This window comes from Microbispora catharanthi (assembly GCF_006334915.2).
GTDB classification, from domain to species: Bacteria; Actinomycetota; Actinomycetes; order Streptosporangiales; family Streptosporangiaceae; genus Microbispora; species Microbispora catharanthi.
Genome location: NZ_VDMA02000012.1, coordinates 92,189 through 115,698 on the forward strand (window position 1 = coordinate 92,189; position 23,510 = coordinate 115,698).

The window sequence follows — 23,510 nt, forward strand, 5'->3', positions numbered from 1 at the left end:
CCCGACCATGTGCATCGACCTCAACTCCGACCTGGGCGAGGGCTTCGGCCAGTGGACGCTCGGCGACGACGACGCGCTGCTGTCGATCGTCACGAGCGCCAACGTCGCCTGCGGGTTCCACGCGGGAGATCCGGTGATCATGCGGCGCACCTGCGAGACCGCGGCCGCGCGCGGCGTGGTGATCGGCGCCCAGGTCGGCTACCGCGACCTGGCGGGCTTCGGGCGGCGCTTCGTCGACGTGCCGCCCGTCGAACTCGCCGACGACGTCATCTACCAGATCGGCGCTCTGGACGCCTTCGCGCGGGTGGCGGGCACCAGGGTCAGGTACGTCAAGCCGCACGGCGCGCTCTACAACGCGATCGTGCACCACGAGGCGCAGGCCGCCGCGGTGGTCGCGGCCGTGCGCGCCTACGACCCCGGCCTGCCCGTGCTCGGCCTCCCCGGCTCGGCGTGGCTGCGCCAGGCCTGCCGGGCCGGCCTCACCACGGTCGCCGAATGCTTCGCCGACCGCGCCTACACCCGCGAGGGCAGGCTGGTGCCGCGCGGCGTGCCCGGCGCCGTCCTGCACGACCCCGCGCGGGTCGCCGAGCGCAGCGTGCGCATGGCCAGGGGCGAGCCGGTCGAGGCCGTCGACGGGACGCCGCTCACCATCACGGCGGACTCGATCTGCGTGCACGGCGACAGCCCCGGCGCCGTGACCATGGCGCTCGAGGTCCGTGACGCGCTCAAGGAGAACGGCATCGGCCTGGCGCCGTTCGTCGAGGAGAAGCCGTGAACGCACGGCTGCACCGCTGTGGCGAGCACGCGGTCCTGGTCGAGCTCGACCGTCTCGAGGAGGTGGTCGCCCTCTACGACGCCCTCGCGGCCGACCCCCCGCGGGGAATCGTCGACATCGTCCCCGCGGCGCGCACGCTGCTCGTCCGGTTCGAGCCGCCGGCACGCCACAATGAGGTGGAGTCCGCCGTCCTGGCCGTGCGGCCGGCCGGAGGCCGCCTCGCGACGAGCGAGGAGGTGGTGATCCCGGTGGAGTACGACGGCGACGACCTCGCCGACGTGGCCCGGCTGACCGGGCTCACCGAACGCGAGGTCGTGGCGGCGCACACCGGGACAGCGTGGACGGTCGCCTTCTGCGGGTTCGCCCCCGGCTTCGGCTATCTGATCGGCGGCGATCCCCGGCTGGCCGTGCCCCGGCGGCCGGAGTCGCGCGTGCGCGTGCCCACCGGCTCCGTGGGGCTCGCCGGGGAGTTCAGCGGGGTCTACCCGCGCGAGTCTCCGGGCGGCTGGCAGCTGATCGGGCGTACCGAGACCGTGGTGTGGGACATCGCGGCCGACCCGCCCGCCCTGCTGCGCCCGGGCGTGCGGGTGCGATTCGCGGAGGCAATGTGAGCGGGGCGACTGTGAACGAGGCGCTGTGAGCGAGCTTCGGCGGGCGCTGGTGGTGCTGGCTCCCGGTCCCCTCACCACGGTGCAGGACCTCGGGCGGCGCCGGCACAGCCATCTCGGCGTCGGGCGCTCCGGCGCCGCCGACCGGGGCGCGCTGCGGCTGGCCAACCGCCTGCTGGCCAATCCCGAGGACGCCGCCTGCCTGGAGGTCACCCTGGGCGGGCTGAAGGTGCGCGCCACCGGCGACCTGCTCGTGACGCTCACCGGCGCGCCGTGCCCCGCCACCGTCACCTACCCCGACGGGCGCACGGGCGGCATCGGGCACGCGTCGGTCGAGCGCCTGCCCGACGGGGCGACGCTGCGGCTCGGCGTGCCGCCCCGCGGGCTGCGGACCTACCTCGCGGTCCGCGGCGGGATCGACGTCCCCGAGGTGCTGGGGTCACGGGCCACCGATCTGCTCTCGGGACTCGGCCCGGAACGTCCGGCGCCCGGATCGGTGCTCCCGGTCGGGCCGGCGCCTGCGGAGTTCCCCGCGGCCGATCTCGCGCCGGTGCCCGAGCCGGAGTCCGGCGTCCTCATACTGGACGTGCTCCCGGGACCACGCCACGACTGGTTCGCGCCCGGGGCGCTGACGGCCCTGTGCGCGGAGCCGTACGAGGTCACGGCGCAGAGCGACCGGGTCGGCATGCGGCTGCGCGGGCCGCGCCTCGAACGCGCGCGCGACGGGGAGCTGCCGAGCGAGGGCATGGTCCCCGGCGCGCTGCAGGTGCCGCCGTCCGGACAGCCGACGCTCTTCCTCGCGGATCACCCCGTGACCGGTGGATATCCCGTCATCGCGGTGGTGCGCGATCACCACATCGACCGGGCGGCGCAGGCCCGCCCCGGGCAGCGCATCCGTTTCCGGGTGGCCGGCGACCACCGGCCCATTCGTCCGAGGAGGCCCTGATGGAACTCGACCCCGCACGTCTGACCCCCCGCGAGGCGCGGGCGCTGTTCCAGGGTGGGCTGGTCACGCCCACGTCCGGCTGGGCGGCGGGATGGGCGCAGGCCAACCTGATCGCGCTGCCGAGGGACCGGGCGTACGACTTCCTGGTGTTCGCGCAGCGCAACCCGCGCCCCTGCCCCGTGCTCGCCGTCACCGAGCCGGGTGCGCCGTTCGCGTCGATCTTCGACGGCGACCTGCGCACCGACCTGCCCGCCTACCGCGTCTACCGGGACGGCGAGCAGGTCGCCGAGGTCACCGATGTGACGTCCTACTGGCGCGACGACCTCGTGGGCTTCCTCATCGGCTGCAGTTTCACCTTCGAGGCCGCGTTGCTGGAGGCCGGCGTCCCGATCCGCCACATCGAGGCGGGCACGAACGTGCCGATGTACCTGACCGACCGGCCGTGCGTCCCGGCGGGCGAGCTTTCCGGCCCCCTCGTGGTGTCGATGCGCCCGATCCCCGCCCAGCTGGTGCCGGTCGCCGTACGGGTCACCTCGCGCTATCCGGCCGTGCACGGCGCGCCGGTGCACGTCGGCGACCCCGCCGCGCTCGGCATCGCCGACCTCGGCACGCCCGACTTCGGCGACCCGGTCGAGGTGCGCGACGGCGAGCTGCCGGTCTTCTGGGCCTGCGGGGTGACGCCGCAGGCCGCGGTGATGCGGTCGCGCCCGCCGTTCGCCATCGGCCACGCGCCCGGCCACATGGCGATCACCGACGCCCGCGACAGCGCCTACCTGGTCCCCTGAGACAGCGCTTACCCGGTCTGGCGCTGTCAGTCGCCGGCGCGGCGGACGAGGGGGTTGGCGGCGGTGGAGTTGCGGATGCTGAAGGTCACGCTCCCGGCGCGGTAGCGGTCGTCGGAGCACTCGACGGGCCGGCCCTCCTGGGTGGTGGTGACGCGGCGCTGGCGCAGCAGGGGGCTGCCCCGCCGCACGCCGAGCAGCCGGGCGTCCTCGCTGCCGGCCGCCACCGCGTCGATCAGGTGCTCGCCGTACGCGAAGACCAGGCCGACGGACTCGTAGAGCTCCTGGGTCACCGACTCGCAGTCGGGGTCGAGCCGCTCGACGGCGGGGGCGATCCAGCCGGCGTAGACCGTGCGCTCGACCAGCACCGGTTCGCCGTCGAGCCGCCGCAGCCGCAGCACGTCGAGCACCTCCTCCCCCGGCTCCAGCGACAGCCGTACGGCCTCGGAGGGCGAGCACGGGCGGCGCCGGGAGGACAGCACGGTGCCGCTGGCGCGGTAGCCCATCGACCGGGCCCACTGGGCGAAGCTGTGCAACTCGGCGAAGCTCTGGCTGCGCTCGCTGCCGAGCACGATGCGCCGCGCGCCCTGCCGGGACCCGACCAGCCCCTCGGCGGCGAGCAGGGCGACGGCCTGGCGAACGGTCCCGCGCGCCGCCGAATAACGTAAGGCCAGCTCAGCCTCGGAGGGGAGCTGAGCGCCTATCGGATAGTCCCCCCGGACGATGGCATCCCGCAAGTCACTCGCGATCTGTTCGTAGCGCGCCATCGTGCTGAGCCCTTCCGTTCACGCGACTGACATCGATATGCGACTTACTAGCTCTGGCTTGTTTGTACAAGTTCGCCTAAGTTCGATCCACGCACCACAGTGGGAGGGACCGTTGTCCACACGTACCGCCGGCCTCGTGGCCGCGCTCACGATAACCACCTCAGTGATCGCGGCGTGCGGCGCCGCCCCCACGACCGCCGGCGGCGGCTCGGGATCCGGTGACTCCAAGGCGGCCACCGCGACCTCGGCCCAGGACTTCGGCGGGCTGGACAAGCTGGTGGAGGCCGCCAAGAAGGAGGGCCAGCTCAACACCATCGCGCTGCCGCCGGACTGGGCCAACTACGGCGAGGTCATCAAGGCGTTCGAGGCCAAGTACGGCATCAAGATCACCAATGACAACCCCGACGGCTCCAGCCAGGACGAGATCAACGCGGTCAAGACCCTCAAGGGCCAGGGCCGCGCTCCCGACGTGCTCGACCTCGGCAGCGCCTTCGCGCTCAGCGGCGCTCAGGAGGGCCTGTTCGCGCCCTACAAGGTGCAGAGCTGGGACAAGATCCCCGATGGGCAGAAGGAGACCGGCGGCGCCTGGTACTACGACTACGGCGGCTACATCTCCATCGGCTGCGACGCCAAGCGGGTCAAGACCTGCCCCCAGACGTTCGCCGACCTGCTCAAGCCCGAATACAAGGGCATGGTCGCGCTGAACGGCGACCCGACCAAGGCCGGCGCCGCCTTCGCCGGCGTGTACGCCGCCTCGCTCGCCAACCAGGGCTCGTTCGACGACATCCAGCCCGGCATCGACTTCTTCAAGAAGCTCAAGGAGAACGGCAACTTCAACCCGGTCGAGGCCACCCCCGCCACGGTGGAGAAGGGCGAGACCCCGGTCACCCTCGACTGGGACTACCTGCAGGCCAGCTACGCCAAGGAGTTCTCCTCCAAGGGCGTGGACTGGAAGATCGCCATCCCCGCGGACGGCCAGTACGCCAACTTCTACGCCCAGGCGATCAACAAGTGGGCGCCGCACCCCGCCGCCGCCCGCCTCTGGCAGGAGTTCCTCTACAGCGCCGAGGGCCAGAACCTGTGGCTGAAGGGCTACGCCCGCCCGGTGCTGCTGCCCTCCATGCAGCAGGACGGCAGCGCGGACGCGGCCATGGTCGCCCAGCTCCCCAAGGTCGAGGGCACCCCCACGTTCCCCACGCCCGACCAGGTCAACAAGGCCAAGGAGGTCCTGGCGAGCGGGTGGGGCGCGGCGGTCTCGGGCTGATTTCGTGCGCGACAGCCGTACGCGATCGAAGAGCCGGTGGGCGGCCGTACCGCTGCTGGTCTTCGTCGTCATCGTCTTCGGCGTGCCGATGCTGGTCCTCCTCGGTGGCACGTTCACCAAGGAGGGCACGCTCAGCACCGCCAACCTCACCGAGTCGCTCCAGGGCGCGTACCTGACCGCCCTGCTCGGGAGCGTCAAGATCTCGGCACTCGTGGCGGTGCTGGGCGGGGTGCTCGGCACCTTCCTCGCCCAGGCCGTGGTGACCTCCAGGTCCCGTACGCTGCGCGAGGCGGTGCTGACCGCCTCCGGGGTGCTGGCCAACTTCGGCGGCGTGCCGCTGGCCTTCGCCTGGATCGCCACGCTCGGCAACGCGGGCGTCGTCACCACCACGCTCGGCCTCGGCGGCCACGGGTGGAGCCTGTACAACTTCTGGGGTCTCACCCTGGTCTACCTGTACTTCTCCATCCCCCTTCAAGTGCTCACGGTCGTGCCCGCGCTCGACGGGCTGCGCCCGCAGTGGCGTGAGGCCGCGCAGAACAACGGCGCGAGCACCTGGCAGTTCTGGCGGTACGTCGGGATTCCGGTGCTGACCCCGGCGCTGCTCGGCGGGGTCGTGCTGCTGTTCGGCGGCGCGTTCTCGGCCTACGCCACGGCGCAGGCCATGGTCGGGTCCACCGTCCCGCTGGTCACGCTGAAGATCGCCGACGCGCTCACCGGCAACGTCCTGATCGGCCACGAGAACGTCGCGCTGGCCCTCAGCCTCGACATGATCGTGGTCGCGGGCCTGGTCATGGCCGTCTACCTCCCGCTGCAGCGAAGGAGCGCCCGATGGCTTCGCTGACCCCCCAGGTGACTACGCAGGTGACCCCCGGGACGGTGCCCGGCGCCGCCCCGGCCCCCGCACCCTCCCGGCCCGGCCGGCCGCGGCGTCCCCGGGTGTGGCGCGGGGTGGTCCTCGCGCTGGCCGCCGTCTACTTCCTCGTCCCGCTGATCGCGTCGTTCGTCTTCACGGTGAAGGTGCCCAATCAGGGCTTCTCGCTCGACGCGTACGGCCAGATCTTCTCGGCCGAGGGCTTCGGGGGCAGCCTCCTGCTGTCGCTCGGGCTCGGCGTCGCCACGATCGTGCTGGTCCTGCTGCTGACGCTGCCCGCCGCGGTGGCCGTACGGCTCGGCGCGCCGCGGCTGCGGCCGGTGCTCGAGGTGGTCTGCACGCTGCCGCTGGTCGTGCCCCCGATCACGTTCGTGGCCGGGATCAGCACCGTGCTGCGGTGGGGGCCCGACTACCTGGCGAGCACGCCGTTCTACCAGACGATGATCGCGGTGCAGAACCCGGACTTCCCGGTGGTGCTCGTGCTCGCCTACGTCGTGCTGGCGCTGCCGTTCGCCTACCGCTCGCTCGACGCGGGCCTGGGCGCGATCGACGTGCGCACGCTGTCGGAGGCGGCCAGGAACCTCGGGGCTTCGTGGCCCCACGTGCTGCTGCGGGTGATCATCCCCAACATGCGGTCGGCGATGGCGAGCGCGTCGTTCCTCACGCTGGCGCTGGTGCTCGGGGAGTTCACGATCGCCCGGCTGCTCAGCTTCCAGACCTTCCCCAACTGGATCTACCGGATCTCCGGCTCACAGGCGCAGGTGTCGGTGGCCGTCTCGGTGTTCAGCCTGCTGATCACCTGGCTGCTGCTGCTCGCCCTGTCGTCCGCCGGTGCACGGCAAAGGAGTGGATCATGAACGGCGCCCGGGTCGAGTTCCGCGGGCTGCGCCGGCGGTTCGGGAGCACGGTGGCGCTGGACGGACTCGACCTCACGGTGGAACCGGGCGAGCTGATCGCGCTGCTCGGCCCGTCGGGGTGCGGCAAGACCACGGCGCTGCGCTGCCTGGCCGGCTTCGAGCAGCCCGACGAGGGCGAGGTGCTGGTGGACGGCGCCGACATCACGCGGGTGCCGGCCAACCGGCGCGACGCCGGCATGGTCTTCCAGTCCTACAGCCTCTTCCCCAACCTCAACGCCCGGGACAACGTGGGCTTCGGCATGCGGGTGCGCAAGGTGCCCGCCGCCAGGCGGCACGCCCGCGCGCAGGAGTTGCTTGAGCTGGTCGGCCTGCCCTCGGTCGGCGACCGCTACCCCCACCAGTTGTCCGGCGGCCAGCAGCAGCGCGTGGCGCTGGCCCGCGCGCTCGCCCTGGAGCCCAGGGTGCTGCTGCTGGACGAGCCGCTGTCGGCGCTCGACGCCAAGGTGCGGGTCACGCTGCGCGAGGAGATCCGCCGCCTGCAGCTCTCCCTCGGCATCACGACGATCTTCGTGACGCACGACCAGGAGGAGGCGCTGTCGATGGCCGACCGGGTCGCCGTGCTGCGCGACGGCCGCCTGGAGCAGGTCGCCGACCCCGCCACCCTGTACGACCGGCCGGCGACCCCGTTCGTCGCCGAGTTCGTCGGCGCGATGAACCACCTGCCCGGCCTGGTGTCGGGCGACGGGGTCACCGTCCTCGGGCAGACGCTGCCCGTGGAGGGCCGGGCGCCGGGCACGGCGCGGGCGGACGTGCTGGTGCGGCCCGAGGCCGTGCTGGTCACGCCGGTCGACGCGTCCGGCGCCGAGGGCGACGGGATCGTCATGGTGTCGTCGTTCCGCGGCTCCACCGCCCGCCTGCGGGTCCGCCTGAGCGACGGCACCGAGGTGCTGGCCGACGTCCCCGGCCACGACTCGGCGCGCTTCGCGCCCGGCACCGCCGTACGGGTCGGGCTGGTCGACCGGCCGGTGCTCGTGTCGGCCCGTTCGGAGACCGGGGCCGCGGCGGCGGTCCCCGAACCCGATGTCGTCTAGGGAGAGCCCGGCGGCGGTCCTGTTCGACATGGACGGCACGCTGGTGGACACCGAGGACCTGTGGTGGGACGCCTGCGTGGAGGTCGCGGACGGCCTGGGCTCCCCTCTCGGGGAGGCCGACCGGGAGGCGCTGTTCGGCCTGTCGGTCGAGGACGCCGCCCTGCACATCACAGCCGCCCTGGACTCCATCGGGGGCCCCGGGGCGCGGGCCGTCGAGACCATGCTGACGGACGCGTTCACCGGCCGGCTGGAGAACGGGGTGACCACGCTTCCCGGCGCGGTCGCGCTGCTGGAGGCCCTGCGCGCGGCCGGGATCCCGGCCGGGCTGGTCAGCGCGTCCCCCCGGCCGGTCGTGGACCTGGTGCTCGAGACCGTCGGCGGGCACCGCTTCCGGCTGTCGGTGGCCGCTGGGGACAGCGCCAGGAACAAGCCCGCGCCCGATCCGTACCTGGCCGCCGCCGCGCGGCTCGGCGTCGACCCGACCGCGTGCGTGGCGATCGAGGACAGCCCGACCGGCGTCGCCTCGGCCCGGTCCGCCGGGTGCGCCGTCATCGTGGTCGGCCCCTCAATCGCTGTCGACGGTGTGACGGCGGTGCCGACGCTGGAGAGCGTCGACCTGCCGCTGCTGCGCCGGCTCGTCTCCGATCCCGGGGCGGTCACTCCTCGAACCTAAGTTCCTTTTGGGTATCGTCACAGCATGAACGCCATGAAGACGGTTTGTGACGACCCCAAGGACGTCTACTCGGCCGCCTGCCCGTGCCGCAACATGCTCGACCTGCTGGCCAACAAGTGGAGCGCACTGGCCCTGGGCGCCCTGGAGGACGGGCCGCAGCGTTTCGGCGCGCTGCGCGCACGTCTCCAGGGCGTCAGCCCCAAGGTGCTCACCCAGACCCTGCGCCGCCTGGAGGACCACGGTCTCGTCCACCGCGACGTGTATCCCGAGGTGCCGCTGCGCGTGGAATACAGCCTCACCCCGCTCGGCCGCGACGCCAACGTCCCGCTCGCCCACCTGCGGACGTGGGTGGAGCGCAACATCGACCGCTTCCCCGACCTGGACTAGCCCGCTGACCTCGATGGTTCCCGATGGGTACTCGTGTCCCTTGCGGGTAACCAGGCGTCGGTGGATACCGTGCGGGTCATGCCGCCGAGCCGTACGACCGGCTTCGGCACGGGATCCATGAAGCGCAGGGGACAGACATGACTGAGAACCAGAACGGGACCATGCCCGCCGTCGCCTTCCGGCGCAGCCTCCCCGTCGACGACCCGGAAAGCCTCCTTGACGTGGAGCTGCCGGTGCCGCACCCCGGCCCGCGCGATCTGCTGGTCCGGGTGGAGGCGGTCGCCGTGAACCCGGTGGACTACAAGGTCCGGCGGAACAGCGATCCGGGCGGCGAGCCCAGGGTGCTCGGCTGGGACGCCGCCGGCACCGTGGTCGCCGTGGGCGACGAGGTGGAGCTGTTCGAGGTCGGCGACGAGGTCTACTACGCCGGTGCGATCGACCGGCCCGGCGCGAACTCCCGCTTCCACGTGGTGGACGAGCGCATCGTCGGCCACAAGCCCGCCACGTTGTCCTTCACCGAGGCCGCCGCGCTGCCGCTGACCTCCCTCACGGCCTGGGAGGGCCTGTTCGAGCGGCTGGGCCTGCGCGGCGACGCCCTCGACCAGACCGGAACGCTGCTGGTGACCGCGGCCGCGGGCGGCGTCGGCTCCATCGTCGTGCAGCTCGCACGTGCCCTGACCGGGCTCACGGTGATCGGCACGGCCTCCCGCCCCGAGACGGTCGAGTTCGCCCGCCGGATGGGCGCCCACCACGTCGTGGACCACCGGGGACCGATGGCGAAGCAACTGGCCGAGGTCGCGCCCGACGGCATGGACTACGTCTTCAGCACGACCGGCACCGACCGCAACCTCGCGGCCTACGCCGAGGCGCTCATCCCCTTCGGTCAGATCGTCGCCATCGACGACCACGACTCCCTCGACATCGGCGTGCTCAAGTCGAAGAGCATCTCGTTCCACTGGGAGCTCATGTTCACCCACTCGCTGTTCCGGACCCCGCACCAGGTGAACCAGCACCGCATCCTCGACCGGGTCGCACGGCTCGTGGACGCGGGAGTCGTCACCACCACCGCCACCCGCGACCTCGGCCCGGTCAACGCCGCCAACCTCCGCGAGGCCCACCGGATCATCGAATCGGGCACCGCGATCGGCAAGATCACTCTTACGGGCTTCTGAGGCCCGCCGTGCCGGGGCCGGGGAACAACGGATACGGCCCGGCCGGTTGGGGACCACAGGAACCGAGCCGAAGACAACAGGAGCCGCGCATGCATGCCATCGTCATCCCCGCTTACGGTGATTCCTCCGTGCTGGAGTACGCCGAGCGGCCCGACCCCGAGCCCGGTCCCGGTGAGGTGCTGGTCGAGGTCGCGGCGACGGGCGTCAACTTCATCGACGTCTACCACCGCGAGGGCCGCTACCCGATGCCGCTCCCGCTGGTGCCAGGCAACGAGGGCGCGGGCACGGTCACGGCCGTCGGGCCCGGCGTGACCGACGTCGTGCCCGGCGACCGGGTCGGCTGGGCCAGCGTCATGGGCTCGTACGCGACCAAGGCCGTGGTGCCGGCAGACAAGCTGGTCCGGCTGCCCGAGGGGCTGTCACCGGACCTCGCGGCGGCTGTGCTGCTCCAGGGGCTGACCGCGCATTACCTGACCCACTCCACGTACGCGGTCCGGTCGGGCGACGACGTGCTCGTGCACGCGGCGGCCGGCGGCATGGGCCTGCTGCTCGTCCAGATGGCCAAGCTCCGCGGCGCCCGCGTGATCGGCACGGTCTCCAGCGCAGAGAAGGAGAAGCTCGCCCGGCAGGCGGGCGCCGACGAGATCGTCGGCTACGAGGGCTTCCCCGAGGCCGTCAGGGAGATCACCGACGGCGCCGGAGTGCACGTCGTCTACGACGGGGTCGGCGCCGCCACGTTCGAGGGGTCGCTCGCGTCGCTGCGGCCGCGCGGCATGATGGCGCTGTACGGCGCGGCCAGCGGCCCCGTCCCGCCGTTCGACCCGCAGCGGCTCAACGCGGGCGGCTCGCTGTTCCTGACCCGGCCCACGCTCGCGCACTACACGGCCACCCGCGAGGAGCTGCTGTCGCGGGCGAACGACCTGCTCGGCTGGGTCGCCTCCGGCGCGCTGAAGGTGCACGTCTCCCAGCGCTATCCGCTCGCCGAGGCCCGGCGCGCCCACGACGACCTGGAAGGCAGGCGGACGACCGGCAAGCTGCTGCTGATCCCCTGAACCGCTGATCTCCTGAACCGCTGAGCTCCTGAACCGCTGATCTCCTGGGCCGTGGGCAACCGTCCTCAGGCCACCATGGCGACCAGCCGCCGCGCCGCGGCCGCGGCGCCGTCGGTACGCACCTCGCCCGCGACGGCCGCGGCACGGGCCGCCACGCCGGGGTAGAGGGCCCGGTCGACAGCCGTGGCCAGCGACTCGGCGGTCGGCGCGGCGGGCGGGTGCGCGATCCCGATCCCGAGATCGGCGACCCGCTCTGCCCAGTAGTGCTGGTCGTAGTGCTGCGGCAGGACGACCTGAGTTGCCCCGGCCAGCGCGGCGGCGGTCGTGGTGCCCGCGCCGCCGTGGTGGACGACGGCGGCGACCCGGGGGAACAGCGCCTGCTGGTTGACCTCGTCGATCGACAGGCAATCGGGTCCGCCGTCCGCCGGGGACAGGCCGGCCCAGCCGCGGAGCACGACCACGCGGCGTCCGAGCGCGCGGGCCGCCTCGACCGTCGCCTGCGCGATGTCCCGGGGAGCGCGGACGCTGCCGAAGCCGACGCAGACGGGCGGCTCTCCGTCGTCGAGGAACTTCTCCAGTTCCGGTGGCAGCGGGCGCCGGTCCGGCAGGATCCAGGCGCCCGTCTGCACGACGCCGACGTCAGCGGGCTCGGGCCAGGGCCCCAGCGTCGGGTCGGCGGCCAGCCAGGGCCGGTCGGTGAACATGTGACCTCGCGTGTCCGCCACCGGAGCCAGGCCGGCCGCGGCCCGGTGGGCGTTGAGCGCGGCGCCGACGGTGCCGTTCCAGCGCCGCGCGTCCTCGGCCCAGCGCGCGCGGTTGCCGGCCGTCGCGTCCGCCGGCGCCTGCCCCCAGACGGGTACGGGCGCGTGATGCGGCGACGGCAGCGTGACGGGGCAGTAGCTCACGTAGACGTAGCCGATCCCCAGCTGCTCCGCCACCGAGTGGGCGGCCATCGACATGGCCCCGCCTCCCACGATGACGTCGCAGCCCTCGGCCGCCGCGGGGATCGTGGCGAACTGGACGGCGACCGTGCCCTCGATCATCCGCCGGCGTTGCTCGGGCGTGGGCGGCGCCTGGACCCGTGGGGCGGCCGAGGCGGTCGGGCGCAGCTCCGGCCCGATGGGCACGACGGGGAATCCGAGGCCCTCGACCCAGTCGCGGAAGTCGGGAGGCACGCACAGGCGGGCCTCCTGCCCAAGTTCCCGCAACGCCATGGCCAGCGCCACCATCGGCTGGACTTCCCCCCGCGTTCCGATCGTGGACAACAACACGCGCATGTGCACTCCCCTGTGACGGCCCCTTGTGACGGCCCCTGTGACGGCATGGTGGACGTGAGCGTGCTCGCGGCTCGGTGCGGCGTCCGCCGTGGGCCGGCCCGGCTCACGGCCCCCGATTGTGCGCCGTCACCGGGGCCTTGCCGCAAGTCCCCCCGTCACCTATACGTTGAAAGTGGCGGAGATGCCTCGATCAGGCCAGCGGGTGGGCCGGCCACTCCAGGAGGCGGGCCCCGAGCACGGCCGTCTCCAGCGTGAACCGCTGTGTGGGGTCGCTCGGCGAGAAGCCGGTCAGCCTCCTGATCCGCTCCAGCCGGTAGGTGATCGCCCGGGTGCTGACGCCGAGCCTGCGCGCCGCCGCCGTGTGGTTGCCCTGGGAGGCGAAGATCGCCTCCAGCGTCTCCAGCAGCGGCTCGGGGCCGCCGCGGGCGGAGGTCAGCGGCCCGAGCACGGTGGAGACGAGGTCCACGATCGCCTCCCTGTCCCGTAGCAGCACCGGGAAGACCAGCAGGTCGGCCGCCTTCAGCACCTGGGCCCGCAGGCCGAGCCGCTCGCCGAGGTCGATCGCGTTGACCGCTTCCCGATAGGAGGTGACGATGCCGCCGGGGCCCTGGTGGGGGCGGCCCACCCCCGCCCGCCAGTCCGTGAGCGCGGAGCGTACGTGGTGGGTGAACTCCCCGGTCGCGGCGGTCAGCGCGCCCGGGGACACGCACACCAGAAGGCCGTCGCGGACGGCGACCAGGATGTTGTGCGATCCGAATCTCGCCACCAGCGCCTGCTCGATCCTCCCGGCCAGCGGGTCGCCCGCCGTCACCGGGGTGCGGGGCCTGGCCACGGTCACGACGTACGCCCCGGCGAGCCGCAGGCCGAAGTGCTCGGCCCGCTCGGCGTCCGCCCTGCCCTGCAGCAGGTCGTCGACGAACAGGCGGCGGGCCTCCTCCTCCTGCCGGAGGGCGGCCCGCTGGGCCTCCTCGTATCCCTCGATGTAGGCGGCCATGCCGCGGCGTACGGCGCCGAAGGCCCCGCCCGCGGTGATCTCGGCGGCGTGCAGGCAGGCGTCGGCGAGCACCCGCAGCGGGATGCCGCGTTCGGCGGCGAGGGCACCGCACTCACGCAGGCCGTCCATGTCGGCGCGGCCGGGCAGCCTGCCGGTGGCGGCCGACGCGGCCAGAACCGACAGGAACCCGCCGAGTAAGTCGGCGGGCACCCCGGTCGCCTCGCTCACGCGAGCGAGAACGCTGTCCATCAGACTCCTACGTCACGCCGTTCGAAAGCGAGCAGCGCCGTCATGAGGAGGACGGCCGTCGCACCCAGCAGCACAAGGTAGTCGCCGTACGGCCAGCCCTGATAGAGCGGCCTGCCGTCGAGGTAGTAGTGGACGGGCGAGATCCAGCGCAGCCAGGAGATCGCGTCGATGCTCCTGCCCATGGTCTCCACGATGTACCCGGCCACGCCCCAGACGCCGACCACGGCGAGCGCGATCTGCTTGCGCCCGAAGGCCGCGCCCACACACAGCGTCAGCGTCCCGAAGAACAGCACGAGCAGGAACAGCCCGGTGTGCGCGGCGAGGATGCTGCCGAACGGCACGTCCATGTCGGCGGCGGACGAGGCCCCGGCGGCGACGGCCAGCGTCACCAGCGCCACCCCGAGCAGGCCGAGCGTCAGCGCGGCCCAGCGCTCCAGGAGCAGCCGCCTGCGGTCGATCGGCAGCGTCAGCGTGAGCTCCAGCGTCTTGGCCTCCTCCGGGCCGGCGATGGCCCGGTTGCCGAGGATCGCGGCGCACATGGTGAACAGCAGCGGGCCGAGGAGCTGGTAGGCGACCGCCTGCAGGTAGCCGCGCCCGGTCGCGATGTCGGTCATGCCGCCCATCAGGTCCCTGAACGCGCCGGGATACTTGGCGATGGCCTGCCTGCTGAACGTCTCGGGGTCCTTCATCATGCTCGCGTAGATCGAGATGTACATCCCGAGGAACGCGCACAGCCCGACCGTCCACCCGATGAGGGCGCGGCGGTACTCTCCGAGGCTCTTACGCACCAGCGTGGGCATGACGGCCCTCCTCCTCGCTGTAGTAGGTCAGGAAGATCTCCTCGAGGTCCGGCTCCGCGCTGACCATGTGGACCACGGTGTAGCGGGCCGCCGCCTTGATCAGCGCGTCGGGCCTGCCGTCGATCGTGCAGCGCAGGCTCGCCCCCTGGACGACCACGTCGCGTACGCCCGGGAGCCCGTCGAACGACTCCTTGGGGACCGGCGCGTCGAAATGGAGCTCCACGTGCCGTACGGCCCGCTCGCGCAGGGCGGCGATGTCCTCGACCGCGACGAGGCGGCCCGCGCGCACGATGCCCACCCGGTCGGCCACGTGCTCCACCTCGGCGAGCACGTGCGACGACATCAGGATGGTGTGGCCGGCCGTGCGCGCCTCCCGGACCATGGCCAGGAACTCCTGCTGCACCAGCGGGTCGAGCCCGCTCGTCGGCTCGTCGAGGATGAGCAGCTCGGGCTCGTGCATGAACGCCTGGATGAGGCCGACCTTCTGCTTGTTGCCCTTCGACAGTTCGCCCATCCTGACGGACAGGTCGGCGTCGAGCCGCTCGGCCAGTTCGTCGATCCTGCCGCGGCTCACCCCGCCGCGCACGTCGGCGAGGAACTGCAGGTAGTCGCGGGCCCGCTCCCTGCCCTCCAGGGCCAGCTCGCCCGGGAGGTAGCCGATCCGGGCGCGTACGCGCGGATCACGGGTGTCGGCGCCGAAGACGGTCGCCCGGCCGGACGTCGGCCGGATCACGTCGAGGAGCAGCCGGATCGTCGTCGTCTTGCCGGCGCCGTTGGGGCCCAGATAGCCGAAGACCTCGCCCGGCCGGATTTCGAGGGTGAGGTCCTCGAGGCCCCGTCTCGTACCGTAGAACTTCGTCAGTCCTTCGGTCTCCACCACTGCTGTCATGCCGCAATGGTGGCGCTCCCGTCAGGCGCGGGGTATGCCCGCTTCCGGACACTTGCCGGTCGTGTTTGTTCGCACCTTCGGCAAAGCGGAGGTCAAGACGTGCCGCAGGTGGTGGAGCCGGGCAGCAGGTGGCGGTAGCGCGAGACCAGCCGGTAGCCCGCCTCCGCGAGCCAGCTCACCGGCGGGGTCAGCATCGCCCGGCCGGCCGCGCGCCAGGCCGCGCGCGGCTGCAGGGCGAGGAGCAGTGCGACGGCGCGCGCGCCGTGGGCGCGCAGCCCGTCCGGGCCCAGGAGCTGCACGGACGTCGCGACCTCCTCGCGCGTCAGCCCCACCGCGCCGAGGTCGAGGCCCTGCCACGCCCGCACGGCGGGCATGTACGGCAGGAGCCGATGCCCGGCGTTCACGCACGTCTGGCAGAAGGCGCAGTCGCCGTCGAAGACCAGCAGGACCCGGTTCTCTCCGCTTTCTTCGCCCATGCCGTCGAACCTACCAATCCTGGGACGGATCATTCCGGTCTCGTGGTGGCGGCGCCGGCCGCCGCGACGCGCGCATGATCAGCACGGCGAGCACGATCACCGCGACCGCGACGCTGAAGACGACCGCGAAGACCAGCAGCAGGACGAGCGCACTCATCGTCGATCCCTTCGGCGGTTCCGGGTGAGGGCGAGCCGGGCGGCGACGGCCAGGCCGACCGACGCGTACGACACCGCGCGCGCCAGCCGTACGGACCTGGGGATGTCGGAGACGGCCGGGCGGGGACCGTCGCCCAGCTCCGGGCGGTGCTCCACCCTGCCGCCGTAGTCGTTGGCCCCGCCGAGGCGTACGCCGAGGGCGCCGGCGAAGGCCGCCTCGCAACGTCCGGAGTTGGGGCTGGGATGGCGGTGCCCGTCCCGCACGAGGACGGCCGCCGCGCGGCGCGGGGAACCGCCCGCCAGACCGGCGAGGCCCACGGTGAGCAGGGCCGTCAGCCGGGCCGGCACGTAGTTGGCCACGTCGTCCAGCCGGGCCGATGCCCAGCCGAACCTCGCGTAGCGCGGCGACCGGTGGCCCACCATCGCGTCGAGCGTGTTCGCCGCGCGGTAGCCGAGCAGGCCGGGCACGCCGAAGAGCGCGCCCCACACGAGCGGGGCGACGACGGCGTCCGAGGTGTTCTCCGCGATGGACTCGACCGTGCCCCGCGAGAGCTCCGCGGCGTCCAGCCCCGACGGGTCGCGCCCGCACAGATGCGGAAGGCGTGCGCGGGCGGCGGCCAGGTCGCCCTCCTTCAACGAGTGGGCCATCAGCGCGCCCTCCCTGCCCAGTGTCGTGCCGCCGAGCACCGCCCACGTGGCGGCGGCGGTGACCATGGCCCGCGCGATCGGGCTCGATCTGGTCATTCGCTCGGCGAGCAGCCCCGCGGCCGTCGCCACGCCGACACAGACGGTGGTGTAGGCCAGGCCCGCCAACCGCGAATCACGATATATGCGCTTTTCGAGGGCGGCGGCCCGGCTGCCGAACACCGCGACGGGATGACCCCGCCGGGGATCTCCCACCGCGGCGTCGATCGCGGCCCCGGCGAGCAGCCCCGCCGCCGTGGCACCGTCCATGATCCGGGTCACGCACGCATTCTGCCGTACGTGCGCATTTGTCACGCGATGGGCTCGTCGCCGAGGAGACGGCGCTGGATCGCGTCCTCGTTGGCGTCGAGCCAGGCCGCGGCGCGCCTGATCCGTCCGCCCGCGCCGCCGTCCCACATGCGCGCCCAGCCGCCGCCGAGCGTCCTGGCCCGGTCCCGCATGAGCGCGTAGGAGCGGCCGAACCGCGTCCTGGCCGTCTCCACCAGCTTGAGCCGGTCCCGCGCCGGCAGGCCGTACGCGTCGCAGAACGACCGCACCCGGGCCGCCGCGTCCAGGGACCGCTGCAGCGGGTCGCGGTCCAGCGGATCGGCGAGCGGGGCCCAGTGTCGCAACGTGGTGACCACGTCGAACAGCCGCGTGGTCGGCCTGGCCATGTCGAAGTCGATCAGCGCGTACGGCAGGAGTCCCGAGCCGGGCCGCTCGCGGAAGACGACGTTGGCCGGGGTGACGTCGCAGTGGCCCACGAGCTCGGCAGGGCCCTCCGGCGCCGAGCCGTCCTCCCAGACGGCGCCGGGAGGCGGGCTGAACGAGGCCGCCGCGTCGTGGAAGCGCCGCAGCAGCCGGGCCAGCGCGGTCAGCGCCTCGTCGCCCACCGCGTACGCCGGCAGGGGATGCGCGGGCACCACGCCCTCGACGTACGTGAGGATCGCCCTGCCCCGCTCGTCGATCCCGAGAACCCGCGGCGCCCGGTCGAACCCGGCGGACTCCAGGTGCCGCAGCAGCGCGTGGACCGACGGCGACGTGGGCCGCATCGGCCGCCGCACCGTCGCCCCCACCCGTACGACCCCCTCGGAGACATCTCCGATGAGCGGGATCTCGCGTACGGACATGGCGATGCAGTGTAGCCGCGCGATCACCGGACCGCAGTCGCGCGGGCGACTTCCCTATCGTTCCCCTGACGGGCGCTTCTCAGCGCCTCGTACGGCGGCCGGCGGCGCCGGACGCGCCACGATCGGAACATCGGGGACACCCTCCTCGCACGCAGGGACCTGGACGAGGGCCTGAGCGACGTCGGCAGCAGGCCATCTCCGACGAGCACGGACACCGGTCTCGGGGCCCGTGAGAGGCGCGGTCCGGCCCATGTCCGGGAAACCGGGTGTGTACCCGGTCCCCGGATCATGCAGAATTAGGCACGAGCGCCCTTAGCTCAGCTGGATAGAGCATCGGACTTCTAATCCGACGGTCGGGGGTTCGAATCCCTCAGGGCGCGCTCCCCCATCCAGCCCAGATGCCCTCTGAGCTGGGCTTTCCCTTGATCGGGCTGTGCCGAGGATGCAGCCGGACGTCACCAGATGCAGTCCCAGGCGGCCAGTCCCGGAACATATCCGAAATGATCTTGGCCGCATTTCCGCAAGGCGACGGGCAAACCCGCTGTGGACACTCTCTACCCGAGAGCCGCGGTCACGGGCATACGTCGGACTGGGACCCCCCACTCGTAGACGGTCCTGGGTAGCGAGGTGAGAGGGATGACGGGCGAGCAGTCGCGCGCAGCACGTCAGCCGGACGGTCGCGCGGGACATCCCGTGATCACGGGCCGGCGAGCCGGTTCCCCTGCCCTGCGTCAGGGACCAGTCGTGGGACAACGGGCGGGGTCACTGCGGTTCAGGCCGTACGGCGGAGCGCTGGGAGGCCGACGGCGCCGCTCATTCGGCCACCGCCGGCTTGATGGCTTCTTCGGCGAACTCGCGGAAGGTGGTGGGCGTGGTGGACTCGGCGGTGCGCGGCGTGGCGTTGTTGATGCCGCGTTCGCCGGCGAGGTCCATATCCATCATCGACTGGGCCATCGCCTCGGAGAAACCACAGCTGATGAGGAAGTGTCTGACGGCAGTGCGGTCTCCGTGCTCGAACCGGACGGGTGTGCCGAGAACGTCGGTGAGGATTTCGGCGATGTCGTGGTACGAGAGGTCCTCACCGCCGAGGACCTCGACCGAGTCCTGCCCGGTCCAGGTGTGGTCGAGAAGGTACTTGGCGGCGAGCGCCGCGATGTCCTTCGTCGCGATCCACGGCATCGTGAAATCGGCCGGGAGGGTGCCCGAGATGACCCCGTTCCTGATCGTGGCCGTCTGCCGGAGGATGTTGTCCATGAAGGTGGGCAGAGCCAGAGCGCGCACGTGCGCGCCGGTGCTGCGAAAGAGGTCCTCCATCGCGTGCGACGCGGAGACGTGGCCGGCATAGATCTGCGATCCGCGCCCGAGCGCGGAGATGATCACGACGCGCGCCACCGCGTGGCGCACGACGGCATCCGCGCCTGGGACGGAGGCGGTGACGTACGCCTCGTAGGGGCTGCTCGCGGTCGCGTCCGCCGGCATGAGCCAGAACAGCGCGTCGGCGCCCTCGAGCGCGCGGTCCAGAACGTCGCGATCCCGGTGCGATCCGACGACGATCTCGGCTCGGTCTCGTACCTCGGCGGGTAGCTTGCCGGGGTCCCGGGTGATGAGGCGGACCGGCTCACTCTGCTGGAGCAGCGTGGCGACGAGCTTGCTGCCGATCTGCCCGGTCGGAGCGGTAATCACAATCATGGATGATGACTCCAATCAGCACTGAGAGCGAAGTAAACTCGACTGTACCGTATACTTTAAGGTGAGTGCCAATGGCCCGACGCGGGCAAGAGTTGCGCGAGCACATCCTCGACACGGCGAAGCTCGCGTTCCTGGAGGACGGCTTCGAGCGGACCTCCATGGATGCGATCGCGGCGCGCGCGGAAACGTCGAAGCGTTCCCTGTATGCGCACTTCCCGACCAAGGACGCGCTGTTCCTCGCGGTCGTCGAGCGCATCCGTGTCCTGTTCGGTGCCCGGATGCGCACACCTGCCGAGTACTCCGCGCAACCGTCGGAAGCGGTCGTGCAGTACTGCGGGCGCTTCGTACAGCTGTTGCGGTGGTCCTCGGTCGCCAGGATGCTCCGTCTCGGCGTCGCCGAGGCCGACCGACTACCGGATCTGGCAGCGGGCCTCTACGACGTCCTCTTCGGGATCACGGTCCGCGATCTCGCCTCACATCTGGTGACAGCCCTGGGGCTCGCGCCTGACAAGGCCGAGGTCGTGGCGAACGAACTGATCGGCCTCGTCATCCACCCGACGCTCCCCCGCCTGCTGTTCGGAGTCGAACCCCTCGTGGACGAGATGCCAGAGGAGGCCCGGCTGGCGACCGACGTCGACCTTGACAGAATCCGGCGACTCCTCCACATCGTCATGCCGCCGCCGACTGCAGCGTGACACAGGCCACTGCCGACGGCCGCCGCACTCCTGCTCGGCCAGAAGACGTCGGCCTCGAACACCCGCCGGACCTCGGTCAGCACGCCCGCGTCGGCGCCGGGCTCCCTACGCGCTGGGTGGCGACGTTAGAAGAGCCCCTGACCTGTGACAACGCAGGTCAGGGGCTCTTCTTTGGTCCGGAGGTGCTCGGCTGACACCGGCCCGCTACCGCGTCGTCCCGGCATCAGCGGGTGAGGGGCTGCCCGGGGCGTGGCCTGCGGTGCGGCGGGGTGGTCGGCACCGCAGGCCACGGGCGCGGGCTATCCGTTCCAGGCCCACTTCTGGTTGGTGCCGCCCCAGCAGGAATAAAGCTGGATCTTGGTGCCGTTGCCGGTGCCGGCTCCGGCGGCGTCGAGGCACAACCCGGACTGGACGCCCTGGATGGTGCCGTCGGAGTTCACCCGCCACTTCTGGTTGTCGCCGCCCCAGCAGGAGTAGATCTGGACCTTGGCGCCGTTGCCGGTGCCGGCCGCGTCGAGGCACTTGTTGCCGTACACCCGGATCTCACCGGCGGAGGTGGAGGTCCAGGTCTGGTTGGTGCCGCCGTTGCAGTCCCACAGCTGCACCTGGGTGCCGTCGGCGGTGCTCGCGCCGGGCACGTCCAGGCAGCGGCCGGAGGCCGCCCCCTTGATCGGCCCGCTACCACCACCGGAGGTAGGAGTCACGCTCGGGCTGGGGGACGGGCTGGGGGACGGAGACGAGGTACCGCCGTCGAGCGTGAGGTTCTTCTGCTGGACCTGCCACTGGGTGCTGCACAGGCCGCAGTTGGGGCCGACGAAGTTGGCGCCGGCCGTCGTGTCGCCCTTCAGCCGCCACTTGAGGTACAGCACCGCCACACGGCCGAACTCTCCGCCGTTGGTCTGGTCGTAGGTGCCGCCGTGTCCGACGTTCAGATTGCCCATGAACGCGGGCAGTCCCGCCGGCAACTTGCCCCAGTCGTCGATGGCGTTCGGGTAGGCGATGTCACTCGGCCCGCCGATGAAGTAGGCGATCGGCTTCGTCAGCCGGCGGAGCTGGTAGTCGTCGGAGTCGTTCAACAAGCCGCTACTGAAGATGGTGGTCGTGCTGATACGTGAGTCGTTGGAGACGGCGTAGGCCTCCAGCCCTCCGCAGGACCAGCCCCCTACAGCGATCTTGCTGGTGTCGAGCCTGCCGTTGTATTTGCTGCCCTGGCGGCTGTTCTCCGCGACCGCCCAGTCGATGGACTGGGTGAGCATCTGGGACGTCGTCGAACCAGAGCCGTTCGGGCTGCCGCTGGCGATGACCAGGAACCCGTACGAGGCGATCTCGCGGAGGAAGTTCAGCTGCCCCGTCCCGTTGGCGGAGCAGCCTCCGTTGCCCCATACGAAAATGGGGAGCTTCTCGGACGGGAGGGTTCCGGGCCGGTAGATGGTGTGATTGGGCAGGCCGGTGGAGGTCTCGTAATCGGCCGGGTAGGGGCCCGAGCCCCCGACCGCCGCGGCGGCCGGGGTCGTGGTCAGCGCCACTATTCCGGCGCAGAGTGGGGCGACCGCGGCCGCCAGCACTGCGCTGATAATCGAGCGTTTTCTCATTTCGCCCTCCGAGGTGTCACAACGGCGCTCTATGTCGGATGTGGCATGCGCGGCGCACGCCGACGGAGCCCGACAACGGCGAAACAACTCCCACCGCAGTCGGGCTGGTCGGCGCCAACCGAATTTCGAGATCTCGACTGCGAGTTTGCGCCCGTACCGGGCGGAACGAGCCGATGAAGAACAGCGTGCAGTTACTATCACTGCGGTAATAAAAAGTGTCAAGGGACCACACTCGGCACGTTAAGTGGTGCGCGCAGACCGGAAACGCCCCTGACGCACTCGGATCCGGGCGTAGACCGGCCAACCTCCGGGCCGGCGCCACCGGCCCCCTGCCCGGCGCCGCGGGGACTGACCGGTGCAGGCGGCTCCGGCGCAGGTCACAATGCCTGGCAGGCCCGACGCTCCGGTGGGATCTCGCGGGCGGCGGCCAGTCGGGGAGCTACGCGCCGCAGCGGTCGCGAGACGCGCCCCGGCGACCAGGGAGTCGTTCGAGTGCGTGAAAGTTTCTTCAGCCGTCCCCGCCGGCCGGGATCGAAACGGAATTCTCCGATGCCTGGAAATGGGTGATCCAGGACGCGGCGTCCGGCCAGTGAGGTGTCGCGACCTGGATGAGCCGCGCCTCGGCGAGCGAGCCGAGAGCGGAATGGATCTCCAGCATGAGGTCCCTGGCAGCCTGACGGGGCCACGGCGCCGGCAGGAGGTGCTCGGGAAGGTTCGGGTCGATGTCCGGGAACTTCCGCCAGGAATCCATGACAGAGGTCCGGGCCACCAGCGCCCGGGTCGCGTCGATCTCCCCGTCGCGGACGGCCGCCCGCAGGTCCGAGTACCGCGCGATGAAAGCCTCGTAGGCAGAGGCGAGGCCGGCCAGATCGTAGGCGGCGGCCGGACCGTGCGGCCCGGCCTCCTCGTCGAACCGCGTGTGCATGACCGACCATCGACCGCCGTCGACGTCGTCCAGGACGTCACACAGCGCCTGAGTCACCGGACCGGAGTCGGATCCAGGCCGGATCCACACGCTGTCGTACAGCCGCGCGAATCCCAGCGACCCCAGCGCCTTGCGGACCGCGTGCCGTGTGGCCTGGCCTGACTGGGGAACCGAGAAGGAGACGGTCACCCAGTCTCCCGTCCATCGCGGCGGGCGTGCGCCGAAGCTCAGGAAATGATCCATCCGGGAGCGGTGCCTGGCGACCGCCTGAGGCGTGAGGTGGTACACGGGCGGCCGTCCAGATCCCCGTACGGCGATCAGGCCTCGCTTGGTCAGCCGGGACAACGCGGCCCGTGCGCTGGACTCGCTGATGCCGAACTCCCTGAGCATCGCGACCACCGCCATGGAGGGAAGGCCCGCATCCGAGGAGTCGAGGTACTCACCGAGCAAGGTCGTCAGCAGGTGCTGCGGGTTGGGGCCGACCTGCGCCCGTGGGGCTCCGACATCGTCCGGAGGTACATGGACACTCACGTCATCAGCTTGCCTCACGACAACGCCTTCGCCGCACGACTCCGGGCCTGGACTCTCGCTCGATCGCGCCGTGATCGCGTCGCATGCTCGTGCGGCCTCATACGGCGAGGGCGTGGCCGGCCCGCTCGGCGGCTTCCGGCCGTGGCCCCCTGCGTTCAGCCACAACGAGACGGCCCGC

General features: G+C 71.8%; 25 protein-coding genes and 1 tRNA gene. 14 read left to right on the forward strand and 12 right to left on the reverse strand.

Annotation, left to right across the window (positions count from 1 at the left end):
• The first annotated feature begins 7 nt into the window (after positions 1-7).
• The 4 genes from FH610_RS22595 to FH610_RS22610 are packed head-to-tail and all read left to right on the forward strand — an operon-like array spanning position 8 to position 3,114.
• Positions 8-775, forward strand: a complete 768-nt coding sequence (locus FH610_RS22595) for a LamB/YcsF family protein (RefSeq protein WP_139576772.1) — start codon at positions 8-10, stop codon at positions 773-775.
• Entirely contained in the window at positions 772-1,386 is a 615-nt protein-coding gene (locus FH610_RS22600) for a 5-oxoprolinase subunit B family protein (RefSeq protein ID WP_139576525.1), read from the forward strand. Before FH610_RS22595 ends, FH610_RS22600 begins: the two co-directional genes overlap by 4 nt.
• Positions 1,387-1,411: 25 nt before the next feature.
• Positions 1,412-2,329 carry a 5-oxoprolinase subunit C family protein gene (locus FH610_RS22605; RefSeq protein ID WP_139576526.1) on the forward strand — a complete coding sequence of 306 codons (918 nt, stop codon included), beginning with the start codon at positions 1,412-1,414 and terminating at the stop codon, positions 2,327-2,329.
• Positions 2,329-3,114 carry a putative hydro-lyase gene (locus tag FH610_RS22610; protein ID WP_139576527.1) on the forward strand — a complete coding sequence of 262 codons (786 nt, stop codon included), beginning with the start codon at positions 2,329-2,331 and terminating at the stop codon, positions 3,112-3,114. Before FH610_RS22605 ends, FH610_RS22610 begins: the two co-directional genes overlap by 1 nt.
• 26 nt (positions 3,115-3,140) lie before the next feature.
• Here the strand turns inward: FH610_RS22610 and FH610_RS22615 are convergent, their stop codons facing one another.
• On the reverse strand, positions 3,141-3,878 hold the full coding sequence (locus FH610_RS22615; RefSeq protein WP_139576528.1) for a GntR family transcriptional regulator: 738 nt from the start codon (positions 3,876-3,878) through the stop codon (positions 3,141-3,143).
• A gap of 112 nt (positions 3,879-3,990) precedes the next feature.
• Here FH610_RS22615 and FH610_RS22620 point away from each other — a divergent pair, with 112 nt between their 5' ends.
• The 8 genes from FH610_RS22620 (at position 3,991) to FH610_RS22655 (ending at position 11,245) form a co-directional block, all read left to right on the forward strand.
• Entirely contained in the window at positions 3,991-5,142 is a 1,152-nt protein-coding gene (locus tag FH610_RS22620; RefSeq protein ID WP_240809131.1) for an ABC transporter substrate-binding protein, read from the forward strand.
• A gap of 4 nt (positions 5,143-5,146) precedes the next feature.
• Positions 5,147-5,983, forward strand: coding sequence for an ABC transporter permease (locus FH610_RS22625; protein WP_240809132.1), 837 nt, complete (start codon positions 5,147-5,149; stop codon positions 5,981-5,983).
• Entirely contained in the window at positions 5,971-6,870 is a 900-nt protein-coding gene (locus FH610_RS22630; RefSeq protein ID WP_139576530.1) for an ABC transporter permease, read from the forward strand. The genes FH610_RS22625 and FH610_RS22630 overlap by 13 nt, the downstream gene beginning before the upstream one ends.
• Positions 6,867-7,961, forward strand: coding sequence for an ABC transporter ATP-binding protein (locus FH610_RS22635; protein WP_139576531.1), 1,095 nt, complete (start codon positions 6,867-6,869; stop codon positions 7,959-7,961). Before FH610_RS22630 ends, FH610_RS22635 begins: the two co-directional genes overlap by 4 nt.
• Positions 7,951-8,634, forward strand: a complete 684-nt coding sequence (locus tag FH610_RS22640; RefSeq protein WP_139576532.1) for an HAD family hydrolase — start codon at positions 7,951-7,953, stop codon at positions 8,632-8,634. Before FH610_RS22635 ends, FH610_RS22640 begins: the two co-directional genes overlap by 11 nt.
• A 24-nt stretch (positions 8,635-8,658) precedes the next feature.
• Positions 8,659-9,021, forward strand: coding sequence for a winged helix-turn-helix transcriptional regulator (locus FH610_RS22645; protein ID WP_139576533.1), 363 nt, complete (start codon positions 8,659-8,661; stop codon positions 9,019-9,021).
• Positions 9,022-9,158: 137 nt separating this feature from the next.
• Complete coding sequence (locus FH610_RS22650; RefSeq protein ID WP_205825976.1) at positions 9,159-10,193, forward strand: zinc-binding alcohol dehydrogenase family protein; 1,035 nt, start codon at positions 9,159-9,161, stop codon at positions 10,191-10,193.
• Between the two features lie 89 nt (positions 10,194-10,282).
• Positions 10,283-11,245: a quinone oxidoreductase family protein gene (locus FH610_RS22655; RefSeq protein WP_139576534.1), complete on the forward strand. Its 963-nt coding sequence runs from the start codon at positions 10,283-10,285 to the stop codon at positions 11,243-11,245.
• Positions 11,246-11,310: 65 nt separating this feature from the next.
• Here the strand turns inward: FH610_RS22655 and FH610_RS22660 are convergent, their stop codons facing one another.
• The 8 genes from FH610_RS22660 to FH610_RS22690 all read right to left on the reverse strand — a co-directional run bounded on the left by FH610_RS22660 (position 11,311) and on the right by FH610_RS22690 (position 17,900).
• Positions 11,311-12,522, reverse strand: a complete 1,212-nt coding sequence (locus FH610_RS22660; RefSeq protein WP_139576535.1) for a glycosyltransferase — start codon at positions 12,520-12,522, stop codon at positions 11,311-11,313.
• 190 nt (positions 12,523-12,712) lie between these two features.
• Positions 12,713-13,765, reverse strand: a complete 1,053-nt coding sequence (locus FH610_RS22665; RefSeq protein WP_139576536.1) for a PucR family transcriptional regulator — start codon at positions 13,763-13,765, stop codon at positions 12,713-12,715.
• Positions 13,765-14,565, reverse strand: a complete 801-nt coding sequence (locus tag FH610_RS22670) for an ABC transporter permease subunit (protein WP_139576541.1) — start codon at positions 14,563-14,565, stop codon at positions 13,765-13,767. Before FH610_RS22670 ends, FH610_RS22665 begins: the two co-directional genes overlap by 1 nt.
• The gene (locus FH610_RS22675; RefSeq protein WP_139576544.1) at positions 14,546-15,454 is read right to left on the reverse strand and encodes an ABC transporter ATP-binding protein; all 909 of its coding nucleotides are present in this window, start codon (positions 15,452-15,454) and stop codon (positions 14,546-14,548) included. Before FH610_RS22675 ends, FH610_RS22670 begins: the two co-directional genes overlap by 20 nt.
• Before the next feature lie 92 nt (positions 15,455-15,546).
• A complete protein-coding gene (locus FH610_RS22680) occupies positions 15,547-15,930 on the reverse strand; it encodes a DCC1-like thiol-disulfide oxidoreductase family protein (RefSeq protein WP_161628054.1) in 384 nt (127 codons plus the stop codon).
• Positions 15,931-15,940: 10 nt separating this feature from the next.
• Entirely contained in the window at positions 15,941-16,087 is a 147-nt protein-coding gene (locus FH610_RS42910) for a hypothetical protein (protein WP_161628055.1), read from the reverse strand.
• A complete protein-coding gene (locus tag FH610_RS22685; protein WP_139576775.1) occupies positions 16,084-17,040 on the reverse strand; it encodes a cobalamin biosynthesis protein in 957 nt (318 codons plus the stop codon). Before FH610_RS22685 ends, FH610_RS42910 begins: the two co-directional genes overlap by 4 nt.
• 41 nt (positions 17,041-17,081) lie before the next feature.
• On the reverse strand, positions 17,082-17,900 hold the full coding sequence (locus tag FH610_RS22690) for a phosphotransferase (RefSeq protein ID WP_139576555.1): 819 nt from the start codon (positions 17,898-17,900) through the stop codon (positions 17,082-17,084).
• A 306-nt stretch (positions 17,901-18,206) separates the two neighbouring features.
• Here FH610_RS22690 and FH610_RS22695 point away from each other — a divergent pair.
• Positions 18,207-18,280: transfer RNA gene (locus tag FH610_RS22695), tRNA-Arg, on the forward strand.
• A gap of 433 nt (positions 18,281-18,713) precedes the next feature.
• Here FH610_RS22695 and FH610_RS22700 read toward each other — a convergent pair.
• Positions 18,714-19,589 (reverse strand): NmrA family NAD(P)-binding protein, encoded by an 876-nt coding sequence (locus tag FH610_RS22700; RefSeq protein WP_139576561.1) that lies wholly within the window; start codon positions 19,587-19,589, stop codon positions 18,714-18,716.
• A gap of 71 nt (positions 19,590-19,660) precedes the next feature.
• Between FH610_RS22700 and FH610_RS22705 the strand changes: the two genes are divergently transcribed.
• Positions 19,661-20,284, forward strand: coding sequence for a TetR/AcrR family transcriptional regulator (locus tag FH610_RS22705; RefSeq protein WP_139576567.1), 624 nt, complete (start codon positions 19,661-19,663; stop codon positions 20,282-20,284).
• A 299-nt stretch (positions 20,285-20,583) separates the two neighbouring features.
• Here FH610_RS22705 and FH610_RS44565 read toward each other — a convergent pair whose 3' ends face one another.
• Both FH610_RS44565 and FH610_RS22715 read right to left on the reverse strand, forming a co-directional pair.
• On the reverse strand, positions 20,584-21,876 hold the full coding sequence (locus tag FH610_RS44565; protein WP_139576573.1) for an RICIN domain-containing protein: 1,293 nt from the start codon (positions 21,874-21,876) through the stop codon (positions 20,584-20,586).
• A gap of 508 nt (positions 21,877-22,384) precedes the next feature.
• Complete coding sequence (locus tag FH610_RS22715) at positions 22,385-23,332, reverse strand: PaaX family transcriptional regulator (protein WP_139576579.1); 948 nt, start codon at positions 23,330-23,332, stop codon at positions 22,385-22,387.
• Positions 23,333-23,510: the final 178 nt, after the last annotated feature.

Excerpts from the sequence above, each read along its gene's own strand:
- FH610_RS22595 (WP_139576772.1), top strand. The coding sequence starts at position 8 with ATGTGCATCGACCTCAACTCCGACCTGGGCGAGGGCTTCGGCCAGTGG.
- FH610_RS22610 (WP_139576527.1), top strand. The coding sequence starts at position 2,329 with ATGGAACTCGACCCCGCACGTCTGACCCCCCGCGAGGCGCGGGCGCTG.
- FH610_RS22615 (WP_139576528.1), bottom strand. The coding sequence starts at position 3,878 with ATGGCGCGCTACGAACAGATCGCGAGTGACTTGCGGGATGCCATCGTC.
- FH610_RS22630 (WP_139576530.1), top strand. The coding sequence starts at position 5,971 with ATGGCTTCGCTGACCCCCCAGGTGACTACGCAGGTGACCCCCGGGACG.
- FH610_RS22635 (WP_139576531.1), top strand. The coding sequence starts at position 6,867 with ATGAACGGCGCCCGGGTCGAGTTCCGCGGGCTGCGCCGGCGGTTCGGG.
- FH610_RS22640 (WP_139576532.1), top strand. The coding sequence starts at position 7,951 with ATGTCGTCTAGGGAGAGCCCGGCGGCGGTCCTGTTCGACATGGACGGC.
- FH610_RS22645 (WP_139576533.1), top strand. The coding sequence starts at position 8,659 with ATGAACGCCATGAAGACGGTTTGTGACGACCCCAAGGACGTCTACTCG.
- FH610_RS22650 (WP_205825976.1), top strand. The coding sequence starts at position 9,159 with ATGACTGAGAACCAGAACGGGACCATGCCCGCCGTCGCCTTCCGGCGC.
- FH610_RS22655 (WP_139576534.1), top strand. The coding sequence starts at position 10,283 with ATGCATGCCATCGTCATCCCCGCTTACGGTGATTCCTCCGTGCTGGAG.
- FH610_RS22660 (WP_139576535.1), bottom strand. The coding sequence starts at position 12,522 with ATGCGCGTGTTGTTGTCCACGATCGGAACGCGGGGGGAAGTCCAGCCG.
- FH610_RS22665 (WP_139576536.1), bottom strand. The coding sequence starts at position 13,765 with ATGGACAGCGTTCTCGCTCGCGTGAGCGAGGCGACCGGGGTGCCCGCC.
- FH610_RS22670 (WP_139576541.1), bottom strand. The coding sequence starts at position 14,565 with ATGCCCACGCTGGTGCGTAAGAGCCTCGGAGAGTACCGCCGCGCCCTC.
- FH610_RS22675 (WP_139576544.1), bottom strand. The coding sequence starts at position 15,454 with ATGACAGCAGTGGTGGAGACCGAAGGACTGACGAAGTTCTACGGTACG.
- FH610_RS22680 (WP_161628054.1), bottom strand. The coding sequence starts at position 15,930 with ATGGGCGAAGAAAGCGGAGAGAACCGGGTCCTGCTGGTCTTCGACGGC.
- FH610_RS42910 (WP_161628055.1), bottom strand. The coding sequence starts at position 16,087 with ATGAGTGCGCTCGTCCTGCTGCTGGTCTTCGCGGTCGTCTTCAGCGTC.
- FH610_RS22685 (WP_139576775.1), bottom strand. The coding sequence starts at position 17,040 with ATGGACGGTGCCACGGCGGCGGGGCTGCTCGCCGGGGCCGCGATCGAC.
- FH610_RS22690 (WP_139576555.1), bottom strand. The coding sequence starts at position 17,900 with ATGTCCGTACGCGAGATCCCGCTCATCGGAGATGTCTCCGAGGGGGTC.
- FH610_RS22700 (WP_139576561.1), bottom strand. The coding sequence starts at position 19,589 with ATGATTGTGATTACCGCTCCGACCGGGCAGATCGGCAGCAAGCTCGTC.
- FH610_RS22705 (WP_139576567.1), top strand. The coding sequence starts at position 19,661 with ATGGCCCGACGCGGGCAAGAGTTGCGCGAGCACATCCTCGACACGGCG.
- FH610_RS44565 (WP_139576573.1), bottom strand. The coding sequence starts at position 21,876 with ATGAGAAAACGCTCGATTATCAGCGCAGTGCTGGCGGCCGCGGTCGCC.